The organism is Paenibacillus sp. sg306046, from assembly GCF_059821225.1.
The window spans coordinates 227,925-248,618 of record NZ_JCAMRT010000007.1; the positions used below are offsets into that span (position 1 = coordinate 227,925).

The 20,694-nt window shown below is 57.2% G+C and carries 21 protein-coding genes; 17 read left to right on the forward strand and 4 right to left on the reverse strand.

Features of this window, described 5'->3' with window-relative positions; genetic code table 11:
* Positions 1 to 56: 56 nt before the first annotated feature.
* From AC6ROY_RS09885 to acpS, 4 genes are all read left to right on the forward strand, one after another.
* Positions 57 to 941 (forward strand): carbohydrate ABC transporter permease, encoded by an 885-nt coding sequence (locus tag AC6ROY_RS09885; protein WP_500100140.1) that lies wholly within the window; start codon positions 57 to 59, stop codon positions 939 to 941.
* Positions 941 to 1,783, forward strand: coding sequence for a carbohydrate ABC transporter permease (locus tag AC6ROY_RS09890; RefSeq protein ID WP_500100141.1), 843 nt, complete (start codon positions 941 to 943; stop codon positions 1,781 to 1,783). The genes AC6ROY_RS09885 and AC6ROY_RS09890 overlap by 1 nt, the downstream gene beginning before the upstream one ends.
* A 146-nt stretch (positions 1,784 to 1,929) precedes the next feature.
* Positions 1,930 to 2,739, forward strand: coding sequence for an NAD(+) synthase (gene nadE, locus AC6ROY_RS09895; protein WP_500100142.1), 810 nt, complete (start codon positions 1,930 to 1,932; stop codon positions 2,737 to 2,739).
* A gap of 116 nt (positions 2,740 to 2,855) precedes the next feature.
* On the forward strand, positions 2,856 to 3,344 hold the full coding sequence (acpS, locus tag AC6ROY_RS09900) for a holo-ACP synthase (RefSeq protein WP_500100143.1): 489 nt from the start codon (positions 2,856 to 2,858) through the stop codon (positions 3,342 to 3,344).
* 185 nt (positions 3,345 to 3,529) lie between these two features.
* Here the strand turns inward: acpS and AC6ROY_RS09905 are convergent, their stop codons facing one another.
* Together AC6ROY_RS09905 and AC6ROY_RS09910 are read right to left on the reverse strand one after the other, a co-directional pair.
* Positions 3,530 to 3,922 carry a c-type cytochrome gene (locus AC6ROY_RS09905; RefSeq protein ID WP_500100144.1) on the reverse strand — a complete coding sequence of 131 codons (393 nt, stop codon included), beginning with the start codon at positions 3,920 to 3,922 and terminating at the stop codon, positions 3,530 to 3,532.
* A complete protein-coding gene (locus AC6ROY_RS09910) occupies positions 3,919 to 4,539 on the reverse strand; it encodes a hypothetical protein (protein WP_500100145.1) in 621 nt (206 codons plus the stop codon). Before AC6ROY_RS09910 ends, AC6ROY_RS09905 begins: the two co-directional genes overlap by 4 nt.
* 148 nt (positions 4,540 to 4,687) lie before the next feature.
* Here AC6ROY_RS09910 and mutY point away from each other — a divergent pair, with 148 nt between their 5' ends.
* Positions 4,688 to 5,830, forward strand: a complete 1,143-nt coding sequence (gene mutY, locus AC6ROY_RS09915) for an A/G-specific adenine glycosylase (protein ID WP_500100146.1) — start codon at positions 4,688 to 4,690, stop codon at positions 5,828 to 5,830.
* 186 nt (positions 5,831 to 6,016) lie between these two features.
* Here mutY and AC6ROY_RS09920 read toward each other — a convergent pair whose 3' ends face one another.
* Both AC6ROY_RS09920 and AC6ROY_RS09925 read right to left on the reverse strand, forming a co-directional pair.
* Positions 6,017 to 6,700, reverse strand: coding sequence for a Crp/Fnr family transcriptional regulator (locus tag AC6ROY_RS09920; RefSeq protein WP_500100147.1), 684 nt, complete (start codon positions 6,698 to 6,700; stop codon positions 6,017 to 6,019).
* Positions 6,701 to 6,870: 170 nt separating this feature from the next.
* Positions 6,871 to 7,482: a superoxide dismutase gene (locus AC6ROY_RS09925; protein ID WP_500100148.1), complete on the reverse strand. Its 612-nt coding sequence runs from the start codon at positions 7,480 to 7,482 to the stop codon at positions 6,871 to 6,873.
* A 343-nt stretch (positions 7,483 to 7,825) separates the two neighbouring features.
* On the opposite strand from AC6ROY_RS09925, the gene AC6ROY_RS09930 reads away from it, so the two are divergent.
* The 12 genes from AC6ROY_RS09930 to AC6ROY_RS09985 all read left to right on the forward strand — a co-directional run bounded on the left by AC6ROY_RS09930 (position 7,826) and on the right by AC6ROY_RS09985 (position 20,645).
* Positions 7,826 to 8,206, forward strand: coding sequence for a hypothetical protein (locus AC6ROY_RS09930; protein WP_500100149.1), 381 nt, complete (start codon positions 7,826 to 7,828; stop codon positions 8,204 to 8,206).
* 159 nt (positions 8,207 to 8,365) lie between these two features.
* Positions 8,366 to 8,527 carry a hypothetical protein gene (locus AC6ROY_RS09935; protein ID WP_500100150.1) on the forward strand — a complete coding sequence of 54 codons (162 nt, stop codon included), beginning with the start codon at positions 8,366 to 8,368 and terminating at the stop codon, positions 8,525 to 8,527.
* Between the two features lie 215 nt (positions 8,528 to 8,742).
* Positions 8,743 to 12,345, forward strand: a complete 3,603-nt coding sequence (locus AC6ROY_RS09940; RefSeq protein WP_500100151.1) for a S8 family serine peptidase — start codon at positions 8,743 to 8,745, stop codon at positions 12,343 to 12,345.
* 302 nt (positions 12,346 to 12,647) lie between these two features.
* Entirely contained in the window at positions 12,648 to 14,735 is a 2,088-nt protein-coding gene (locus tag AC6ROY_RS09945) for a sensor histidine kinase (RefSeq protein ID WP_500100152.1), read from the forward strand.
* Between the two features lies 1 nt (position 14,736).
* A complete protein-coding gene (locus AC6ROY_RS09950) occupies positions 14,737 to 15,468 on the forward strand; it encodes a response regulator (RefSeq protein ID WP_500100154.1) in 732 nt (243 codons plus the stop codon).
* A 346-nt stretch (positions 15,469 to 15,814) separates the two neighbouring features.
* On the forward strand, positions 15,815 to 16,252 hold the full coding sequence (locus AC6ROY_RS09955; RefSeq protein ID WP_500100155.1) for a GNAT family N-acetyltransferase: 438 nt from the start codon (positions 15,815 to 15,817) through the stop codon (positions 16,250 to 16,252).
* 229 nt (positions 16,253 to 16,481) lie between these two features.
* Positions 16,482 to 17,033, forward strand: a complete 552-nt coding sequence (locus AC6ROY_RS09960; RefSeq protein ID WP_500100157.1) for a DUF402 domain-containing protein — start codon at positions 16,482 to 16,484, stop codon at positions 17,031 to 17,033.
* A gap of 7 nt (positions 17,034 to 17,040) precedes the next feature.
* The gene (gene lepB, locus AC6ROY_RS09965) at positions 17,041 to 17,604 is read left to right on the forward strand and encodes a signal peptidase I (protein WP_500100158.1); all 564 of its coding nucleotides are present in this window, start codon (positions 17,041 to 17,043) and stop codon (positions 17,602 to 17,604) included.
* Complete coding sequence (gene queG / locus AC6ROY_RS09970) at positions 17,601 to 18,773, forward strand: tRNA epoxyqueuosine(34) reductase QueG (protein WP_500100185.1); 1,173 nt, start codon at positions 17,601 to 17,603, stop codon at positions 18,771 to 18,773. Before lepB ends, queG begins: the two co-directional genes overlap by 4 nt.
* Positions 18,774 to 18,782: 9 nt before the next feature.
* Positions 18,783 to 19,313 (forward strand): methylated-DNA--[protein]-cysteine S-methyltransferase, encoded by a 531-nt coding sequence (locus tag AC6ROY_RS09975; protein WP_500100159.1) that lies wholly within the window; start codon positions 18,783 to 18,785, stop codon positions 19,311 to 19,313.
* Entirely contained in the window at positions 19,310 to 20,338 is a 1,029-nt protein-coding gene (locus AC6ROY_RS09980; protein WP_500100160.1) for an HD-GYP domain-containing protein, read from the forward strand. The genes AC6ROY_RS09975 and AC6ROY_RS09980 overlap by 4 nt, the downstream gene beginning before the upstream one ends.
* Before the next feature lie 94 nt (positions 20,339 to 20,432).
* A complete protein-coding gene (locus tag AC6ROY_RS09985; protein WP_072338197.1) occupies positions 20,433 to 20,645 on the forward strand; it encodes a YneF family protein in 213 nt (70 codons plus the stop codon).
* The last annotated feature ends 49 nt before the right edge of the window (positions 20,646 to 20,694 follow it).

Consider the following 20,694-nt stretch of genomic DNA (forward strand, 5'->3'; position numbering starts at 1 on the left):
TCATCCGTCCATCGGCTTACCGGTTCCATCGGCGGAAGAGGAGGAGGAGCACCATCATGATCGCTGAGAAGAGTCCGCTCAAGCGTTTGGAGAATCAGCTTATTTTCACAGGTCCTGCGGTTCTGGCTTTTTCGACCGTTGTCATCATCCCGTTCCTTTACGGCATATATTTAACATTCTTCCGTTGGGACGGCATAGCGGCTCACATGCCCTTTGTCGGCGTGGAGAATTACATCTCGATTTTTAAGGATAAAGCCTTCTGGATTTCCCTGTGGCTGACGGTCAAATATGTGGTTATTATGGTTGCGCTGACAAATGTGATTGCTTTTGGTCTGGCGTATCTGGTTACGTCCGGCATAAAAGGACAAAACTTTTTTCGGACCACTTTTTTTGCTCCTAATCTGATCGGCGGCCTTGTGCTCGGCTTTATCTGGCAGTTTATTTTCAACAGCTTCTTTACGGGCATCGGCGAGAAGCTGGGGCTTGCCCTGTTTGAAACCTCCTGGCTTGGCGATGAAACCAAAGCCTTCTGGGCCATGGTCGTCGTATCCGTCTGGCAATATTCCGGCTATATGATGGTGATCTTTGTGGCTGGCTTGATGGCTGTCCCCCACGACATTCAGGAAGCCTCCACTCTCGATGGGGCGAATGCCTGGACGAAGCTGACCAGGATGATTATTCCGCTTATGGTTCCTTCCTTTATTGTGACCGTTTTTCTCACGCTACAGCGGGGCTTTATGGTGTACGATCTGAACTATGCCTTGACCAAGGGCGGACCTTTTGGCAGCACGGTAATGGCTTCCATGCATGTTTACAACAAGGCGTTTATCAGCTACGACTACGGCTTGGGCCAAACAGAGGCGTTCGCGCTCTTTTTTCTGGTAGCGGGAGCTACGATTTTACAGGTTTATTTCAGCAAAAAATGGGAGGTTTCCGCCTGATGAGAACACGTATGCTGCTGCGGCAGGCTGCCGTCTATACGGTGCTGGCGGTCTCTCTGATCCTGTTTGTTTTTCCGTTTGTGCTGCTGGTGTTTAATGCATTCAAGACCAATGCCCAAATGATCGCTTCGCCCTTTTCCTTGCCGACCTCCTTCAGCATCGACAATTTCGCGGTTGCCGTCAAGCAGATGAATTATTGGGGCAGCTTTGGCAATAGCATGGTCATTACTGTCGTCAGCGTAGCACTGATTTGGATTTTTTCGTCCATGGCAGCTCACTATTTCGTCAGGAACAATACGAAGCTCAATCAAAACCTGTTTTTTGTGATGGTTGCCTCCATGATCATTCCGTTTCAAGCGATTATGATCCCGCTCGTATCCATATACGGCAGCAAGCTGGGATGGATTCAAGCCAATCCCAAGCTGACTCTCATCTATATGTACATCGGCTTCGGTACGGCGCTGGCGGTTTTCATCTACCACGGCTTCATCAAAAGCATTCCCCTGGAACTGGAGGAGGCTTCCCTGATCGACGGCTGCACCCGCCTCCAGACCTTCTTCAGCATTGTGCTGCCGATTCTGACGCCTACCTCCGTCACGATCGGAATTCTGAACGTATTGTGGATCTGGAATGATTTTCTGCTGCCGGTCATCATTTTGCAGAACGCAGGCATGGAAAACCTGACGCTTCCGCTTGCCGCTCAAGTATTCATCAGCACGTATTCGGCGGATTACGAGAAATTTTTGCCGGCTATTCTCATGAATATTCTCCCCATTCTCGTCGTCTACCTGTTCGCACAGCGGTTTATTATCCAGGGCATCACTCAGGGCGCGGTGAAATAAACGAGGCTGCTCCCTGCCTGCTTGCGTCATTCCTGTTTTTCCTTATCCCTTCATCGTGGTATACTTGTAAGCATAATTGACAAGGACGGGCTCAGTCCAAGGCTGACCGTTCATCACGCGACCTATGAAGACAGGAGTGGGATATGATGAGTTTGCAGCAGGACATTATCGCCAAGCTTGGCGTGCAGCCGGAAATCGAAGTAGAAGCAGAAATTCGCAAGCGGGTTGATTTTCTGAAATCGTATGTGGACAAGGCCGGCGTGGACGGTCTGCTGATCGCGATCAGCGGCGGGATCGACAGCGCGGTGGCGACGGGGCTGTGCAAGCGGGCTACCGATGAGCTGACCGCGGAGCGAGGACGCGAGTTCAAGACGGTCGGTGTGTTCCAGCCCTACGGCGAGCAAAGCGATATTGCCGACAGCTACGCAGTAGCGGAGGCGTTCCAGCTGAGCTACCGGATCGAGACGAACATCGAGGAGGCTGTGAATGAAATTGCACTGGAGGCCGAGCATGGCTTGAAGGCAATTGGCGTTCACAAGCATTTGAGCCGCGGCGGCAAAGGAAATGTGAAGGCGAGAACGCGGATGGTGATGCAATACGCGCTTGCGTTTGAGCTGAACCTGCTTGTTGTCGGCACGGATCATGCTTCGGAAGCGATTACCGGCTTCTTCACCAAATATGGTGACGGAGCTGTCGATCTGACGCCGCTCAGCACGCTGAACAAACGTCAGGTGCGCCAGCTGGCGCAGACACTTGGTGTCCCGCAGAGCGTACTGGACAAAGCGCCTACCGCCGGATTGTGGGACGGCCAGACCGACGAGCAGGAGCTCGGTATCACCTATGGCGACAACAGCGATTATCTGGAGGGCAAGACGATTGCGGATGAAGCCAAAGCGAAGCTGGAAAAGCAATATTTGAAGACCGAGCATAAGCGCGCGCCGATTCCTGGCGTGTAGCGGGCGAGCGGCAGGCAGCCACCGTGCGGCAACGGATGATCCGCAGCGCGGTGGTTTGTTGCTGTCTCCAGCCGCTGACTCCGGCGAACCGACTTGAAGCAAGGGGTGTGGGTACAATGATCGTAGGCATCGGCACGGATCTGCTCGAAATTTCCAGAATGAAGAAAATATTGAGCGATTCTACGGGTACACGTTTTCTGGAGCGGATCTTGACGCCGGCTGAGCGCAAGCTCGCGGAAGCGAAGCAAGGGCGGTTGGCCGAATTTGCGGCTGGGCGGTTTGCCGCCAAGGAGGCGGTCGTCAAGGCGCTTGGCTGTGGGATCGGCAAGCAGGTATCTCTACAGGATATTGAAGTTTTGCCGGATGACTGGGGCAAGCCGGTATGCAGGCTGCAAGCAGCCGCATGGAAGCGTCTCGGGTATAGCGGTGCGGCGATTGGGAGCGAGACGAAGCCGGAGACCGGAGCCGGGGTCGAGGCTGGCGGCGCGGAACGACAGCCTGACGCTTCGTGCCGCATGGTCATTCACCTTTCCATTACCCATAGCGCAGAGCTGGCCATGGCTTATGCGATTGTAGAGCGACTGGATGGCACCGGCCGGGACTAGAAGCTGCGGCCAGAAGGTGATTATCGTCGAATCCGACTATGCGATTCGTCAGTTCGGCTCCTCCGACGCTGCTTCCCCGGTTCATGCCGCGCGACGTCAAAAAGAGGGCTACTTGAACGCTGCTCGCAGGAGCGGCTCCGGTAACCCTGTTTTGCGTAGTGCGGCGAGTCAGCCGCCACTTTCGACTACTTCAGCCCGGCCAGCCAGTCAGCCAATGCGCTGATTTCCTCCGGCTTGAGCTTGCCCTGGAAGCCAGGCATGCCGTTTCCCCCGCCTTCGATCTGCTTCACAATCGCTTCCTTGTCCATTTGTGCGCCGACATGCTGCAAGTTGGTTTTGGGACCTACGCGGCCCTCCAAATTTGTTGCATGACAAGACAGACAGGACTGCTTGTACAACGATTGCACTTCGCTTGACGCTCCGGCCATCGCTTGCTCGGCGGTCAGTTTGCTTTCCGACGCTTTGCCGCCTCCGAACGGCTCCGGTCCGCTTTGCGCCGAGCAAGCCGTTGCCAGCAGCAGCGCCGCCAAGGCTGAGGACGCAAGCATCTTCTTCGCCAATCGTGTCGAACTTCTCATGTCCGGCTCCCTCCTTTGTTCCAAAGTTGAATCATAGCTGCGAGGACGATCAATCCGGCTCCGCTGAAGCCGTCGATCAGCACCGGCGCGAAGCCCAGGTAGCTCCAGCCCGCCGTTAGGGTCAGTGCGAGCTGCCACACAGCCAGCAGTGCGACGGGCAGTCCGAGCGTCCGGCTAAGCGCGGCATATAAAGCGGTGAGCAGCAGCCCTTTGCCGATATAGGCATCAAGCGGTCCGATCAGTCCGGTACGGCTCAGCAGCAGCAAAATGATCGCGCAGATGACCGCGCCGCCTGCCGCAAGGAGGAGCGGTTTACGAGCGACAGAACGCCCGCTGTCCGTAGAAGCCGCGCTGCCGCGAGGCTCTGTAAGGCTGCTTCGCTTCCGAAGCAGGAGCAGCACGGTGGCCGCGCAGGCTGCGAGAGAGATCCATGTCGACGCCATAGGCAGCGGCATAAATTGCTGAAAAAAAACGGCTGCGGCAGTCAGCATACCTGCTGCGCCCCAAATATGCCCGTATACGGCAAAAAAGGCAGCCGCTGCTCGGGCCTGCAGCTGGCGGAGATCGGCAGGCTGCGGAACGGGGGGCCGCATCCGGGAGTAATCGGCTTGTTCCATCGCCGGTACCTCGCTTTCGTTCGTTCTGTTTTGAGCGTACACATTCCCGCCCGGTAAGTCAAACCGGAGGGCGGTGACGGGCGTCCGGCCATCGCCTATAATAGAAGGTGCGGAAAACGCCCCAGTTATGTACAACAAAGGAGACGTCATGGAACAAATCGAGCAACAACTTTATTTCTCGACCGAGCTGCTGTCCTGGTACCGCCTGCATAAACGGGACCTGCCTTGGCGGCGTAGCCGGAATCCGTATTATATTTGGGTTTCGGAAATTATGCTGCAGCAAACGCGGGTCGATACGGTTATTCCGTATTTTCACCGTTTTATTGATAAATTTCCGACCGTACAGCACTTGGCTGAAGCGCCGGAGGATGAAGTGCTGAAGGCGTGGGAAGGACTCGGCTATTACTCGCGAGCACGGAATTTGCAAAGTGCGGTCCGTGAGGTTCACGAGCAGTATGGCGGTATTGTGCCTGATACGAAGGAGCAGGTGTCTGCGCTCAAGGGAGTGGGGCCGTATACGACGGGGGCCATTCTCAGCATCGCCTACGGCAAGCCGGAGCCTGCGGTGGATGGCAACGTCATGCGGGTGCTTTCGCGGTACTTCCTGATCGAGGACGATATTATGAAGCCGAAAACCCGTATCCGGATGGAGGCGCTGGCCAAGGAGCTAATCCCGGAGGGGGCGGCCAGCGATTTCAATCAGGCGTTGATGGAGCTGGGCGCGCTTGTCTGTACGCCGAAGTCGCCGCATTGTCTGACCTGTCCGGTCATGGTCCATTGTGACGGGCGCGCTGCGGGACGGGAGGAGACGCTGCCGGTGAAAACGAAAGCGAAGCCGCCGCGTCCGGAAGCGCGCGCAGCGCTGCTGCTGGAAGGCATCGGCGAGCACGCCGGCAAGCTGTTGATTCGGCAGCGCCCGGCCGAGGGGCTGCTGGCCCGCTTGTGGGAGCTGCCGCATATCGACATGCCGGGCAAGGAATCGGCCGGACCGGCGGGCTTGCCTCAGGCGCATGCGCGGTTGGCCGCCCACCTTGCGGAGGACGGACTGGGCATCGGGCCGCTGCATTGGCTGATGCAGGCTGACCATACGTTCAGCCACATTCAATGGAGGCTGGACGTGTTCACCGCCTGTCCCGAGGTGCTGGCGCTGACGCCGTATGCGACTGCGCCAGCCGTGCTGCCGTCCCATTACCGCTGGGTCGGCCCGAACGATCTGGACGGCTATGCTTTTCCGAACGTGTTTCTCCGCATTTTGCAGGCGTATTTCTCGCAAAGGGCGACATTGGCGTAGGCGGGCGGCTTGGAGAGCTGACCGGGGGCTTGACGCTTCCGGATGGTCAGGACTTGCAGAGGGCCGCCCCTTGCTGAGCGTTTCACTGGACAGCCGCAATCGCGACAGCCCCCGTAGGTCTCAAACAGAGCGGAATACGGGGGCTGCCGATAGAGCGATAAGGCAGGCTGGAAGGGCCGGTGAACGTTAGTAAATTCGGCTTTTCAACTCTTCCATATTGCGGACGGAAATAAACTTTTTGTTGATCGAAATAATGCCGTCATCCTGCAGCTCCTGCAGCACCTTGGTGACCGATTCACGTACCGTGCCGACCAGATTGGCGAGCTGCTGATGGGTCAGCTTGATATTGATCAGAGTGCCGCTCGGTTTCCGTTGGCCGTATTGCTCGGACAGCCGGAAGATCGTTTTGATAATCCGGGTGCGGACATCGAGAAACGTGAGATCGTAGATTTGCTCGTTTGCTTTGCGCAGCCGCTCCATCGTCGTTTCCATCAGGCGCAGACACAATTTGGGGCTTCGTTCCATAAAGGCATAAAATTCGGAGCGCACGAGCGTGTAAATCGAGCAGTTGTCCAGTGTTTCCGCCGTAGCTGAGCGCTGCAGCCCCTTTTGCACCAATGCCATTTCGCCAAAAAAATCCCCATCATGAAACAGGGAAAGAATAATTTCCTTTGCATTGTCGATCCGGTATACTTTGACGACTCCGGTTTGGATCAGGAAAAATTCATCGCCAAGATCCCCTTCGAAAAATAAAATTGTGCCTTTTTTGTATTTGCGTTCCACAAACAGGGGGGCGATTACTTCCAGCTCGTCGGTGGATAAATCCTGGAACAGAGGCACATGCTGCAGGAGAGAAACCAGCTTGTCCATAAGCTTCACTCATTTCTAAACGTAACGTGGATGGTATAGTGAAATTATAGCGCGAATTTCCTTGATATACCAGAGCCTCATCCGGTTTGCTGCGGGCAGCGCCGCATTCCAAAGCAAAAAAGACATGGCCGCAGCTGACGCGGGTCATGTCTTTTTTTCTAGCTCAAATCTTACAGAGCAGCTTCGTAGCGCTTGCCAACTTCTTCCCAGTTGACAACGTTCCAGAACGCCGCAATGTAGTCAGGACGTTTGTTTTGGTATTTCAGGTAGTAAGCGTGCTCCCATACATCCAAACCAAGGAGTGGCGTTTCACCTTCCATGATCGGGCTGTCTTGGTTAGGCAAGCTGTATACTTTCAATTTGCCTTCTTTTGTTACAGCAAGGAAAGCCCAGCCGGAACCGAAGCGGGTTGCGCCTGCTTTGGCAAAGTCTTCTTTGAATTTATCGAATCCGCCGAGTTCAGCCTGGATCGCATCAGCCAGCTTGCCGCTTGGCGCGCCGCCAGCGTTAGGGCCGATTGTTTCCCAGAACAGGGAGTGGTTCGCGTGGCCGCCGCCGTTGTTGCGCACAGCTGTACGGATTGCCTCAGGTACGCTGTTCAGGTCGGAGATCAGCTCTTCAATGCTTTTGGATTGCAGATCGGCATGGCTTTCCAGCGCAGCGTTCAAGTTCGTAACGTATGCGTTGTGGTGACGATCGTGGTGAATCATCATCGTCATTTCGTCGATGTGTGGTTCCAATGCGTTGTTTGCGTAAGGCAGTGCTGGTAATTGATGTGCCATCTTGTCATCTACCTCCTAGAATTTTGAAAGTTCCATGTCCTATTATCGCCTATATAAGATATAAAATCAACATATATGTATATTAAGTGTTCGTGACAAAAAGCGCGGAAATTGTCGAGCAGCATATGTCTCAAGCTTGGCCTCGCTCCGTTCCCGGTGCGACCGATTTAGGATTGCCGGTGCAGCCGGGTTTTATTCCTGGACAAACCCGAAAGTCAGTTTGCATTTGATAGCCCCGCGCAAGACCAATGTTCCTTGGGAAAAAGGACCCCAGCCTCCATTTTGCAGTGGAGCTTGAGAAGTCTGCTAACCTCCGCTGGAGCCGCCCGAGGAAGAGCTGCCGATGCCGCCGCGGCTGGAGGAGCCGGAGGAAATACCGCTGGAGCTTCCGGACGAGCTGGAGGACTTGCTGGAAGACATTGAGCTGCCGGAGCTTGAGCCGGACGAGGATGAAGAGCTCCCGGTTGAAGCAGATGTGCTGCTGCCGGCAGACTTCGACGTACCGGCAGTTCCCTGGGACGCGTTGTTCCCCTTTCCTGTTGTTCCGCCAGGCGAGGTAAACGATCCGCTGCGCGCGCTGGTCGTCGGCTGCTTCACATCCGCTGCGGGAGGGGGCGAGGCTGTGCCGGAGGACACTGCTCCTGATTTGGTTGTAGAGCTGTTGCCAGTCGCCCTGGTGGCCGTTGAAGAAGGTATGCCGGTAGCGCTGGAAAACCGCGGGTAATATCTGGATGACCCGACATAATAAAATCCGCTGCCGGACCGATTGACAGCGCCGCCGCCGTCATCGCAATCACCGTCATTGTCCTGATCGAGACAATAATCGTCAGGGATTTGGCTGGCCGATGAAACGGCGGTTCCCGCAGCCGCAGGCGCAGGAAGCTTGTCCGCAGCAGCTCCGGATGATGCCGGGGAGACGGGTCGGGCTGGCGCCGACTGGGGCTGGCTGGCGCAGCCGGTTGCCGCAGTCAGACTGGCGGCCACAAATAGGCTAAGCAGCTTCATGCTGCGGCCCGAAGGGGTTTTGCTCTCGGTGGTCACTTGATCACTCCATTCTTTTGCCTTGTGGTGTTGTATACTACATACGCATGCCGCGCAGGAGAGTTGCTAGTCTGATAGACCGAAATCGGTCATCATTCAACAAAATCATACAAAATCTAGCCGTTTTCCGCTAGCGATTTGCGATTCTGCTAGACGCACCCTATACTCAAGGTAGAGAAGGCTTGCGTAGCTGTGACGCGCAGCCGAGAGGAGGAACGGATGAGTAGAAGTCAAATCGGATGGATGAGCGCGGGGATGGCCTGCGTCATGTTATTGGCGGTTTTGTTCGGACCGCACAGTCAGCGTCCTGCGTGGGGGCAGGGATACGAGACGGCCGGGCCGGGGGGCCAGCCGGAACGATCCGGACAAGCGGAGCTGCTGCAGCAATCCGGGCAAAGGGAACGGGCAACAGAAACGGCTGCTAAGCCGCCTTCGGCGCACCCGTTGACACTGCCGGGCAAGCTCGTTGTGAAGTATAAGGAGCCGGCAGAGGAGCAAGGCTTGTACGCGATGCGCTCTGCTATGGTAGCTGAGGATAGGGAAGAACAGCTTCCATTTGTCGAAGTTGAGCTGGGGACTGGACAAACAGTGGACCAGGCAGTAACCAAATGGCAAAGCTCGCCTGATATTGAATATGCGGAGCCCGTGTATTTGTTTCGTATGATACATACAACGAACGCCCCGGCAGCGGAACTCCAAGTGAGGCAAGATCAGAGCCTTGATGCCGGATCGGGCGCTGGCGGCTCTGTTGAAGACGGCAGTCCGGGGGAAGAAAATGCCGGGCATGCCGGGAACGGCGAAGCAGGCTCGGACAATGGCGCTGAGGGCGGCGCTGGAAGCGAAGCTGGCGGCGGCTCCGAAAACAGCGGCGGGGACGACAACTACGGCAGCGGCTCTGGCGAACATTCCGAGGATAGTGGCGGGGGAGACTCCTCCGGAAGCGGAGCTGGTGAAGATTCCGAGGATGGTGGCGAGGACGGCTCCTCCGGAAGCGGATCGGAAGGCGATGCCGAGCATGGCGCTGAGGATGGCCCCGGGGACGGCCCCGAAGACGGCGAGACGCCGATCCGGCCGATCGGCTCCGCTGACCCGTATCGCTGGAAGCAATGGGGGCTGGGCGTGACGGATGTTGTGTATGCCTGGAACCATGTGTCTTTGCCTGCGGGAGGGAGAAAGATCAGGATCGCTGTGCTGGATACCGGCGTGAACGGGGACCATCCCGATCTGGCGGGACAGGTGCTGGAGGGCTTCGATGCTGTCAACCAGACGCGCGATTCCCGTGACAACTACGGTCATGGCACCAAGGTTGCAGGTATTATCGCCGCAGGCGTCGGCAATTTCGTCGGTATAGCAGGTGTGGCAGGGCCGGTCGCGGAAATTTTGCCCGTCAGGGTCGGGTATTGGGCCAGCGGCGATGATTATGTCATCCCTAGCGATAAGCTGGCTGCCGGTATTTACTGGGCAGTCAGACAAGGGGCAACGATTATTAATCTGAGCCTGGGCATCGACGCCGTCACAGCAGGCACCGATCAGATCCGCGTAGTCAGGGACGCTGTGCGGTATGCGTTGGAGCATGGTGTCGTGGTGGTAGCGGCCAGCGGAAACAACAGCAACCATTGGGTGTACGGGGAGCAGGGCGACCGCGACGGCACGGCAGGTCAAACCCGCAAGCACGTAGCCACCACATTCCCGGCCAATATGCCGGGCGTGCTGGCGGTCGGAGCGGTAACCCGGCTGCCGGACGGCACGCTGGCGCTGGCTGATTTCTCCAATATCGGGAATATCGGCGTGGTTGCTCCAGGCACGGACATGCTGACGACGGCGGCTTCATTCAGGCAAGGCGTGGGCTATGAGGATGGCAACGGCACTTCGTTTGCGGCTCCGTTTGTAGCGGGGATCGTCGGTCTGATTCTGGCGCAAAATGAGACGCTGACACCTGAGGAGGTGCTGCACATTGTGCGTGACAGCGCGCTGCGCTTGCCGATTAGCCATCCGGTGTATGCGGAGCTGCCCGCCGGGGACAGCTTGTACATCGGAAGCGGGCTGATTAATGCCCGCCGGGCGATCAGCTTGCCTCGGTTGAAGCTCAGCGCCTCTCCTGAACGGCTGAAGCAGGGGCAGCTTGGCTACAGCTTCAGCGTGCAGGCGGTGGATGACCGGGGCGCGCTGCGTCCGGATGTCAACGCATACGTGCGGCTGAAGCTTGGACAGGCGGGAGGCGATCTGGTGTCCGTGCAGCGCATCGTATACGGAGAGCTGCGCCTGCCACGCTTCATGGAAGCGGCAGGCGAATACTACGAATGGACGCTGCAGGCAACCGCCGAAAGCGCCTCGGCCGAGCTCATTTCCTCTGCGACGTGGGCGTTGGCGAAACGTCCCCCTGCCCCGCAGTCCTCGCTGGCGTCAGGGACGTATACGGGCAGCCAGCGGCTGGCGCTGTCCAGCTCTGTACCCGGTGCGCGTATTTATTACTCGACAACGGGCCTGGCCTCTTGGCCTCGGCTGACCTCTGATGCGCTGGAGTATATACGACCGCTCCAGGTCAACGGCAGCGTAACCGTGACGGCGGTTGCCGTTGTGAACGGAGTAGCCAGTGAGCCGGTTACGTTTTCCTTCCGGCTTCCGGGCGAGCAGGCGGGGGTCGGCGATGTGCCCGGCGGACTCCCTCCATTAAGCCAACCGACGACTGAAGCCCGGACTACTGGCAGAGAGCGGGTAGTGAAGCCGAATGAGCATGAATTGCTGAAGCAGCTGGCGGACGGGCGGCAGGAGGTGCGGATTGATGCGAGAAGCGGCGGCGACCAACAGCCCGTTGCCCGGCTGCAGGTGGAGCTTACCGGTGAAGTTTGGGCGCGCGCCGCAGACGCGGATGCCGCGATCGTTGTAGCGTCCGACGAGGCGACCGTAACCGTTCCCGCCAAGGCGATCGCGGACTTCTCCGGGGGAGAATCGGTTTGGCTTACGGTGGATAAAAGCGGACTGCTGGAGCAACCGCCTGCTTTTGCGGTGCTTGCTTCCCCGGTGTTCGATCTGCAAATCCGTGCGGGAGGACGGCTGATTACACAATGGGCCAGGCCGGTGAAGGTGGTGCTGGCCTATGAGCAGCCGATGATCACAGAACCGGGACGGTCGGGAGTATACCGGTATGTGGAGCAGACGGGCCGCTGGCAGTACATCGGAGGGCGTTTCACCAAGGGGCAGGTCGAAGTCGTCTTGCCTTCGGTGGCCCGTTATGCGGTGATGCAATGGAACCGGACCTTCACCGATATCCAAGGCCACTGGGCGCAAGCGGCGATTGAACGCATGGCGGCGAGACAAGTGGCGGAGGGGATGGACGACGACCGCTTTGCCCCGGAATCTGTGTTGACGCGGGCGCAGCTGACGGCGCTGCTCGCCCGCAGCCTTGGTCTGAACGGGAGGACATCCGACCGCTTGCCCTTCAGCGACGTGCCGGAGCAGGCGTGGTATTACGAGGCGATCACACAAGCCTTTGCGGCCGGAATCATCAGCGGCGTCAGCGAAGCAGCCTTTGTCCCCGACGCTCCGGTTAGCCGGGAGCAGCTGGCGGTCATGCTGGTGAATGCCCAGTCATTCCGGCAGCATGGAGGCAAGCCGCCTGCGGGAGCAGCGGAAGCGGTGACGCCTTCGTCCTTCACGGACCGGCAGGCGATCAGCGGCTGGGCAGCTGGAGCTGTGGAGCAAGCCGCTGCGGCCGGACTGATCACGGGTTACCCGGACGGCACGTTTGCTCCCCGTGCGAGTGCAAGCCGGGCGCAGGCTGCGGCGGTGCTGCAGCGGCTGCTGGCAGAGCTCGACATGTAAGCGTCAGCGGGACAGCCCGCACGGTCCGACTTCCGTCTGACTTGCGCCGGCTGTCCTTTTCGCTCTGCAGCGGCAGTGCAAGCTTGCTAGATGCAGCATGAGCCTGTTTCCCTCTCGGTCTGGGGAACGGGTTCATTTTTTTGCCAGCGGCCAAGCCTGCCTGTGCTGCAGGAGGCTTAGCGTACAACGGTCCGGGCAAGAAACGAGCAGTCGCCAGAACCGGAGGTTTATGGATATAATGGAGAAAACAACGGGTTGCTTTGCTTCATTTTATTTATTAAACCGACAAGGAAGGCCATTGCATGCGATTTAGCCCTTTATTTTCCTTACTTATTGCCTTGCTGATCAGCAGCTTCATCTTGCCTGCGGGAGCGCAGGCGGTCGTTAACCCGGATACTGAACCGGTTATCCGCATGTCAGGCGAGCCGGACCGGGTGACCGAGCTGCGCGGTCCGTGGACTTTCTATAGCAGCGAGCTGCTGGAGCCTGCTGATTTCAGGCGTGCGGGACCAGGAGCGGCTTCCGCCCGCTCGGTCATCGTGCCGCATGTTTGGGGAAGCAGCGGACAGTCAGCGGCGCCAAGCTCACAGGGCTACGGTACTTACCGTCTGCTTGTTAGCTTTGCGCCGGAACAAGCCGATTCGATCAAGGCCTTGTACATACCTGCCGTCGCCACCTCTTACAAGCTGTGGATTAATGGCGAGCTGCAGGGAGAAACCGGGAAGGTCGGCAAAACCCGAGAGGAGATGCAGCCGAAAACGTATGCGCGCGTCTTTTATTTTCAATCGCAGCAGGGGATTAATGAAGTCGTCTTGCAGGTAGCCAACTTTGTGCAGCGCAAGGGAGGGCTCTGGACGGAGCTGTATATGGGAGAGGCCCCGGCGGTGAACAACCTGCGTGAGTCCAACATGGTGCAGCAGCTGGTCATTTCCATCGCGCTGCTGACGCTGGGCGGCTACCATATGGCGCTTTTCATGCTGCGTAAACTGGATAAGCTGAGCTTGCTGATCGGCGTTTTCTGCTGCTTGCTGGCGGTGCGGTCGCTGCTGCTGGGAGATACGCTGCTGGTGCGGTTTTTCCCGCAGCTTCCATGGGAGCTTGCCGTGAAGGCCGAATATCTTGCACCGTACTGGGGCATCCCGATTTATGTGCTGTTTGTCCAGCTGCTTTATCCGGCTGAGCTGCCTCGCAAGCTGGTGCTCGTTTTGTCCGGTCTGGGCTTCGCTCTGTCGCTCATCGTGGTCTTTTTTCCCGCGCGTATTTTCACCTATTCGATGCAAGTCTTTCAGATTTACACGATCGGTATGTTCTTGTACATGGGGTACGTCTTTATGCTGGCCGCTTACCGCCGCCGGGACGGAACCTTGCTGAACGGCCTGTCGTCGCTCCTCATGTTTATCGCTGCGCTGAATGACATGCTGTATTACAATGGCTTGATCAAAACCGCCGATTTCGTGCCTTACGGCGTTATGCAATTTATGATCGTACAAACGCTGATCGTTGCACTGAAATTTTCAAAGGCTTATTATAAAGTTGAGAAGTTGTCAGATGAGCTGCTGGTGCTTAACGCCACCTTGGAGGACCGGATCAAGGACCGAACGAAGGAGCTGGAATGGAGCTACGACCGCTTGAAGGAGGCCAACGTGCATCTCAAGCAGGCGGAATCGTCGCGCCAGCGTCTGCTGGCCAACATTTCACATGAGCTGGGGACGCCGATGACATCGGTTCAGGGCTATCTGAAGGCGATGCTGGACGGCTACATCCGTCCGGACGATCGTTCCTATTTGCAGATGATTTATGACAAGGTGGTGCTGGTCAGCCGTCTGGTACAGGACTTATTCGATTTGTCCAAGCTGGAGGCGGGGAAATCGACCTTTCATTTTACGTATGTGACCGTTGAGGATTTGTTTCATGATTATATGGGCAAATACAGGCTTGACGTCGAGGACCGGCAGCTGCGCTTTGAGCTGTCGCCGCCCGATCTGACCGGCATTAGCGGAACGCCGCTGGTGTCCGTTGACCCGTTTCGGATTCAGCAGGTGATCGGCAATATTATTTTTAATGCGCTCAAGTTTACGCCGCAGGGCGGTGCGATCCGCATCAGCAGCGAGCTGCGCGTCAAGCCGGACTATCCGCTTGAAGGCTGGCTGACGATTGCCGTGAGCGACACGGGCGCGGGAATCGACCCGGGCGTGCTGAACCATGTGTTTGACCGCTTCGTGAAAGGAACGGGAGAGCGGAGTGTAACCGGCTCCGGCTTGGGACTGGCGATTGTCAAGGAAATTGTCGAAATCCATGGCGGACAAGTCGGCGCCGAGAGCAGGCCGAACGAAGGATCGACGTTTCGATTTACGCTGCCTGTCGAAATCTTGCCCGAGGAGGTAGAATAAGGTGTCTGAGCAACGTATATTGCTGGTGGAGGACGATAAGGAAATCAGCGAGCTCATTCAGCTGTATCTGGAGTCGCACGGCTATCGCGTTCTGACGTCGCGGGACGGTGCCGACGGGCTGCGCGAATATGTGAGAACGTCGCCGGATCTGGTGCTGCTTGATATCGGATTGCCGGGGATGAGCGGTCTGGAGCTGTGCGAGAGCATCCGGCGCGTGTCGAATGTGCCGATTATTTTCATCAGCTGCAACACGGAAAATGAAGATGTAGTCCGCGGGCTTGGACTCGGCGCCGATGATTATATGACGAAGCCGTTTGACCCGAAAGTATTAATCGCCCGCGTGGAAGCAAATTTGCGGCGCGCTCCGGTATTTCATCGCGAGCCGGTACCTTCGTCCTCGGATTACCGGAAGCTGGTGTTCGGCGGCCTGGAAATTGATATTTCCAGTTATTCCGTGCGCCTTCGCGGGGTGCCCGTAAATGTGTCGGCCAAGGAAATGCAGATCCTGATGTTTTTGGCTCAGAACCCGGACCAGATTTTTACAGCGGAAGAGCTGTATCGGCAAGTATGGGGGGCTGAAAGCTACTCGGACACACGAACCGTTGTCGTGCATATCAGCAGTCTGCGGAAAAAAATCGAAGTTCATCCGTCCGAGCCTGTGCTGATCCAAAATGTCCGAGGCTACGGATACAAGTTTAATTCCCTGAAGCAGCCGTATGCGGGGAGACCTTGAGCTGCGGAATGGGGCGGCTGCCAGGAGCAGCTGGCCTGGCCGGAGGACGATTCCGGCGGTGTGCCGTGGAAGGGTCCGCCAAATGGCGCGAAGGAAGGCGAGGCATGAATCCGGTATTGGCCGGACTCATGCCTGTTTGCTGTGTTTCGGCGGTTGCGCGGTTGTCGTAAAGGTCGAAGGCGACAGCAGTTATTGTTCGTGAAATTGCTTCAAAAGGAAGCGTTTTCACGACATTTTGAAATTTTTATTCCGAAAATGAAGTTTTTTTTAATTTTTAGCAGGAATTATAGCAGCTTTTGTCGTAATTTATAATTAACGTAAATAGAGTGGTTGGGGAGAGTGCAGCATGCTGGTAACTTCTTATCAAATTCGTTCTTTTCAATTGTCGGATTCCGTTGCTGTCACCGAGTTGTTCAAGAATGTTTTGTCAGAGGCCTGTTATGACGCAACCATGGCCGCGTTTGCCCGCCAGCTATCCTGGGACAGCGAGCTCATCCTGGTTGCGGAGGAAGAGGAAGAAATTGTTGGTGTCATCGTCGGCACGATTGATCAGCAGCAAGCGTATTATTACCGCATTGCGGTCGATCAAAGCTTTCAGCGCCGGGGAATCGGACAGGCTTTGATTGAGGCGCTGCGCGGACGGTTTGTCGGACGCAAGGTTCAGCGCATTATGGTCACGGTCGATGTCCATAATGAAGTGGTGCTGCCGGTTTACGAGAAAGCCGGCTATCAAGCCCATGATTTTTCCAGAGCTGCACATCGTCTGAGTATTGTGAACGGATAGACGGGAGCGTCCGGAAAGACGCCAGACGCAGGCTGGCGCAGGAAGCTAGGCATAACGCGAGGAACAGGGGCCGCGCGTTATGCTTTTTTTTGTACCCGTGAACGGCCGGCGCTCTTGAAACCGTACAGGCATACGTTTATGCTAGTAGGAAGAGATCGGAGCAAACGCTTGCGGACCCGGCGGGCGTCTACGCCGCCAGGGTTGGGCTGAGCAGAAGGGTTTGGGCCTCATGGAGACCTTCGAGACATATATGATCAAAAGCTTCAAGCACGACGGGCATCTCCACCGCATGTGGCTGGAAAACTGGCTGGTGCCCGAGCAGCTGCTCCATGAATCACACCGGGAGCAGGCCATGCGTGTGTTTATCAACAGCCAGACGAAAATTGTGGAGGCTGACGGCAAGGAATGGGTCAGCCGCATCCCCGGCGTATCTTTTTTCATCCCCGGCGAATGGTTTAACGTGGTGGCGCTGATGGAGGAGCAGGGAGTACGTTATTATTGCAACGTAGCTTCCCCCCCCTATGTCAGCGGCCGGGTGATCACTTATATTGATTATGACCTTGATGTGATCCGGCTGCCTTCCGGGGAAGTGTTTGTCGTTGATCAGGAGGAGTATGAACGGCATAAGCAGCAATATCATTATCCGGATATCGTGGATACGAAGGCGAAGCAGGGACTGCAGCGTTTATTGACCCTGGTGCGCGCCGGACAGGCGCCCTTTCAGGACGCCGAGGTGAAGCGGTATTACCAGGCTTGGCTGGATCGGAATGCGGAAGGATGAACGTGCGATGACTGAAGCGCCGCATGAGCATACCGGGAATCGGGGAATCGTCCGCGAAATTTGGGAATGGGTGAAAATGATGTCCATCGCCCTCGTCGTCGTGACGCTTGTGTACCAGTTTTTATTTCATGTGTCGGCCGTCAAGGGCGGCTCAATGCAGCCCACGCTGCATGACGGCGAGTGGCTGTTTATTAACAAAACGATCCGCTATCTGGAGCCTCCGGGACGCGGGGATATCGTGGTGCTGCGCAATCCGGAGGGCATGACGGCCGAGTCGTCGTTTCTGGTCAAGCGGATCGTCGCTGTGGCCGGAGATGAGGTCCATGTCAGGCGAGGCAAGCTGTACGTCAACGGGCAGGAAACGGCTGAGCCTTACACGGATTCCGCCATTCAGGACGGACGGTTCGAGCCCTTGACGGTTGGTGAAGGCTATGTGTTTGTGATGGGCGATAACCGGAGACGGTATGCGAGCAACGACAGCCGCAGCTTCGGCTCCGTGCCGCTGCAGGAGGTGGTCGGCCGGGCCGAATGGGTGATATGGCCGTTCCGGCACTGGAGGAGCTTGTCATGACGGAGCTGCTGGAATGGGACAAGATGGATTGGGCATCGCTCAAAGAGGAGCTGCGGCGGGCGGCCCCCGAGCTGGGCATCGACAAGATCGGCTTCGCCAGCGCGGAGCCGTTCGCCGAGCTGAGGACGATTTTGCTGGAGCATCGGGAAAAAGGCTTTGAGTCCGGCTTCGAAGAGAAAGACATCGCGAAGCGGGTTGATCCCGCCTTATCGCTCGAAGCTCCGCGTTCGCTTATTTCGATTGCCGTCGCCTATCCGTCCAAGCTGCATGATCCGCCGCGCTCTGAGCCGGGCGCTTACCGGGGAATACTGTCGAGATCGGCCTGGGGCCAGGATTACCATCATGTGCTGCGCAACCGGCTGGAGCGGCTGGAGGCATGGCTGCGGGAACGGCTACCGCAGGTCCGGACCGTCAATATGGTGGATACGGGCGCATTGGTCGACCGGGCTGTCGCCGAGCGGGCAGGCATCGGCTGGAGCGGCAAAAACTGTGCGGTCATCACGCCGGAATGGGGCTCGTGGGTGTACCTTGGCGAGCTGATTACGAACGTGCCGTTTCCGCCGGATGATCCGGTGACGGAGAGCTGCGGCGACTGCACCATTTGTATCGACGCCTGTCCAACGGGCGCTCTGGTCGGTCCGGGACAGCTCAACGCCCAGCGCTGCATTTCATTTGTGACGCAGACGAAGGGTCTGATTGAAGAGGATGAGCTGAAGCGCAAAATTGGCAACCGGCTGTACGGCTGCGATACGTGCCAGATTGTTTGCCCGAAAAACAAAGGCATCCACGCCGGACATCATCCTGAGCTGCAGCCTGATTCCGAGCTGGTCAAGCCGCTGCTGAAGTCGCTGCTGTTTATGTCGAACCGTGAGTTCAGCGACCGGTTCGGCTCCAGTGCAGCCGCCTGGCGGGGGCGCAAGCCGATTCAGCGCAATGCGGTGCTGGCGCTTGGCAATTTCCGCGATGCAAGCAGTGTGCCGGATCTCGCCCGGCTGCTGCTGACCGATGTCAGGCCGGAGATTCGGGGGACAGCCGCCTGGTCGCTTGGCCGCATCGCGACAGCCGAGGCGCTGGAGGCGCTTGGGCAAGCTGCGCAGCGGGAGCAGGATGAGGCCGTGCTGCGCGAAATCAACAAGGCAGTTGGCACTTCGGAGGCAGGGAGGATCTGACACGGCGACATGACAAACACGATACGTTACGATGAATGGGAATCTCCGATCGGCCCGCTGACATTGGCTGCGTACGCAGGAGCGGTATGCCAGATTGATTTTGGCCGCTTCGCGGAAGGGCAGGAACGGCTGGCGGCCTGGTCCGCCCGCTGGTTCGACACGCGCGACTGGGAGCACGACCCGGCGGCACTCGGCGAGGCTAAGTCCGAGCTTGCGGCGTATTTCCGCGGCGACCTTCAGCAGTTTACCCTTCCGCTGGAGCTGCGGGGCACACCGTTTCAAGTGCAGGTGTGGGAGGCGCTGCGTACCATTCCGTATGCGCAGATGTGCGCGTATAAGGATATCGCGGCGCAGATCGGCGCTCCGCGAGCCGTTCGGGCCGTAGGAGGGGCCAACAACCGCAATCCGGTCCCGATCGTCGTGCCGTGCCATCGTGTCATCGGCGCTTCCGGGGCCATGGTCGGCTATGGAGGCGGACTGGGGATCAAGACGTTTCTGCTGCAGCATGAAGAGCAGGCGTCAGGGGGAATGAGTTCATGAGATATGTGCATCTTGAGCAGGTAGAGGCAGGACAATATTTGGGTCGAACGATATTTTCCGCCAATGGATCGGTGCTGCTGTCCGAAGGCGTTCAGCTGACAGTCTTCATGATTACAACACTCAGGCGGATCGGCGTCACGATGATTTATATTCAGGACAAGCAGTTTGCCGACATTGAAATTCCGGAGCTGCTGTCCGAGGAAACGAAGCGTGTCGTTATGAAGCAGATGAGCGACACGTTTGACTCCATCCGCTCCGGTAAGGAAATCAACACCCGGCAATTGAGCCAGAGTATCAACAGCTTGCTGGAGGACATTATGTCCAACAGCGATGTGCTTATCCAGCTGTCGGATATCCGGACCCAGGATAACGATATGTACGTGCACGCGCTGAACGTGTGTATGATGTCGACGCTGATCGGCATGAATCTGGGGCTGACTCCCGTCCAACTGAAGGAGCTGGCGATTGGCGCATTGCTGCATGATGTCGGCAAGCTGGAGCTGCTGACCGACGACAGCTCGGACAATCCGAAGCTGCATCATACATGGAGAGGCTTCGAGGCGATCAAAAACAAGCGCGAGTTCAGCCTGCTGATTGCGCATGTCGCTTTTCAGCATCATGAGCAGCTTGATGGCGGCGGCTGGCCGCGCGGGCTGGCCGGTGATGAAATTCATCTGTACGCCAAAATCGTCGCGGTCGCCAATACGTACGACAATATGCTGTTTGATTTGTCTCAAGGCAAGCGTATGCTGCCGCATGACGCGTGCGAGCGGATGATGGCGATGGCGGGCAAGCAGCTTGACCATGAGGTGGTCATTCAGTTTTTACGGACCGTGTCCGTCTACCCGACGGGAACCTCGGTGCGGCTTACGACACGCGAGACCGGCGTTGTCGTCGGACAGCATCGCGGGCTGCCGGGGCGGCCTGTCGTCAGGGTCGTGAAGAGCAGCGGGGACGAGCTGGATGTGAAGGAAATTGATCTGGCCAGGCAGACGACCGTATTCATTGAAAACGTGCTGATGTAGCGCCTGCCAAGCGACGAAACGTATTTGTCACCTGTCAAGGGACATGTTATGATGAGAAGATGACAATTGACTAATTTTTGAGGTGAGACGACTCATGTGGTATGCGGTTACGGCCGTACTGGCCCTGATTGCGGGCGGGGTGGCAGGTTTTTTTATCGGCGTCGCTTATCTCCGCAAGCAATTGGAGAAAATGCAGAATGACCCGGCAATGATCCAGCAGATGGCTAAGCAAATGGGCTACAACCTGGACAAAAAGCAGATGCAAAAAATGCAAACGATGATGAAAAATAAAAAGTTTCGCCCCTAGCCCGGGAACGAAGAGCTGCCTGGGAGATGGCAGGCATGCTGGTTGATCC

Excerpts from the sequence above, each read along its gene's own strand:
- AC6ROY_RS09885 (WP_500100140.1), top strand. The coding sequence starts at position 57 with ATGATCGCTGAGAAGAGTCCGCTCAAGCGTTTGGAGAATCAGCTTATT.
- AC6ROY_RS09890 (WP_500100141.1), top strand. The coding sequence starts at position 941 with ATGAGAACACGTATGCTGCTGCGGCAGGCTGCCGTCTATACGGTGCTG.
- nadE (WP_500100142.1), top strand. The coding sequence starts at position 1,930 with ATGAGTTTGCAGCAGGACATTATCGCCAAGCTTGGCGTGCAGCCGGAA.
- acpS (WP_500100143.1), top strand. The coding sequence starts at position 2,856 with ATGATCGTAGGCATCGGCACGGATCTGCTCGAAATTTCCAGAATGAAG.
- AC6ROY_RS09905 (WP_500100144.1), bottom strand. The coding sequence starts at position 3,922 with ATGAGAAGTTCGACACGATTGGCGAAGAAGATGCTTGCGTCCTCAGCC.
- AC6ROY_RS09910 (WP_500100145.1), bottom strand. The coding sequence starts at position 4,539 with ATGGAACAAGCCGATTACTCCCGGATGCGGCCCCCCGTTCCGCAGCCT.
- mutY (WP_500100146.1), top strand. The coding sequence starts at position 4,688 with ATGGAACAAATCGAGCAACAACTTTATTTCTCGACCGAGCTGCTGTCC.
- AC6ROY_RS09920 (WP_500100147.1), bottom strand. The coding sequence starts at position 6,700 with ATGGACAAGCTGGTTTCTCTCCTGCAGCATGTGCCTCTGTTCCAGGAT.
- AC6ROY_RS09925 (WP_500100148.1), bottom strand. The coding sequence starts at position 7,482 with ATGGCACATCAATTACCAGCACTGCCTTACGCAAACAACGCATTGGAA.
- AC6ROY_RS09930 (WP_500100149.1), top strand. The coding sequence starts at position 7,826 with ATGCCGCCGCGGCTGGAGGAGCCGGAGGAAATACCGCTGGAGCTTCCG.
- AC6ROY_RS09940 (WP_500100151.1), top strand. The coding sequence starts at position 8,743 with ATGAGTAGAAGTCAAATCGGATGGATGAGCGCGGGGATGGCCTGCGTC.
- AC6ROY_RS09945 (WP_500100152.1), top strand. The coding sequence starts at position 12,648 with ATGCGATTTAGCCCTTTATTTTCCTTACTTATTGCCTTGCTGATCAGC.
- AC6ROY_RS09955 (WP_500100155.1), top strand. The coding sequence starts at position 15,815 with ATGCTGGTAACTTCTTATCAAATTCGTTCTTTTCAATTGTCGGATTCC.
- AC6ROY_RS09960 (WP_500100157.1), top strand. The coding sequence starts at position 16,482 with ATGGAGACCTTCGAGACATATATGATCAAAAGCTTCAAGCACGACGGG.
- lepB (WP_500100158.1), top strand. The coding sequence starts at position 17,041 with ATGACTGAAGCGCCGCATGAGCATACCGGGAATCGGGGAATCGTCCGC.
- queG (WP_500100185.1), top strand. The coding sequence starts at position 17,601 with ATGACGGAGCTGCTGGAATGGGACAAGATGGATTGGGCATCGCTCAAA.
- AC6ROY_RS09975 (WP_500100159.1), top strand. The coding sequence starts at position 18,783 with ATGACAAACACGATACGTTACGATGAATGGGAATCTCCGATCGGCCCG.
- AC6ROY_RS09980 (WP_500100160.1), top strand. The coding sequence starts at position 19,310 with ATGAGATATGTGCATCTTGAGCAGGTAGAGGCAGGACAATATTTGGGT.
- AC6ROY_RS09985 (WP_072338197.1), top strand. The coding sequence starts at position 20,433 with ATGTGGTATGCGGTTACGGCCGTACTGGCCCTGATTGCGGGCGGGGTG.